This window comes from Christiangramia aquimixticola, assembly GCF_048285835.1.
In the GTDB taxonomy this organism is placed as follows: Bacteria; Bacteroidota; Bacteroidia; order Flavobacteriales; family Flavobacteriaceae; genus Christiangramia; species Christiangramia aquimixticola.
Genome location: NZ_JBLVTL010000001.1, coordinates 308,914 through 309,282, shown reverse-complemented (window position 1 = coordinate 309,282; position 369 = coordinate 308,914). Strand labels below are relative to the sequence as shown.

Sequence of the window (369 nt, the reverse complement as noted above, 5' to 3'; positions counted from 1 at the left end):
ACATATCCCGTTATCACAAATTCCGGAGAAAATCCTCACTTTTATAGAAACCTATTTTCCTGGTTCTGCCATTAAAGAGGCTGAACGTGAAAATAACGGAAATTACGAAATCGAACTTGAGAATAAAATAGAGCTTATCTTTGATGCAGACGGCAATTTTTTAGGTCAGGGAGAAGATGAAAATGAGAATGAAGATGATATAAATATCGATCCTGCTGATCTTCCACAGAATATTCTCGATTATATTGCTGAAAACTATCCTAACAATACTATCATTGAAGCCGAGATCGAGGATGATGGAAATTATGAGGTTACCCTGAATAATGGGGTAGAACTGGAGTTCGATTCCCAGGGGCATTTTTTAAGTGC

The 369-nt window shown here is 37.1% G+C and carries 1 protein-coding gene; it reads left to right on the top strand.

Annotation, left to right across the window (positions count from 1 at the left end; genetic code table 11):
• Positions 1-369 (top strand): PepSY-like domain-containing protein (locus tag ACNKXV_RS01305; protein WP_417906337.1); only part of this gene is annotated, 369 nt, incomplete at both ends.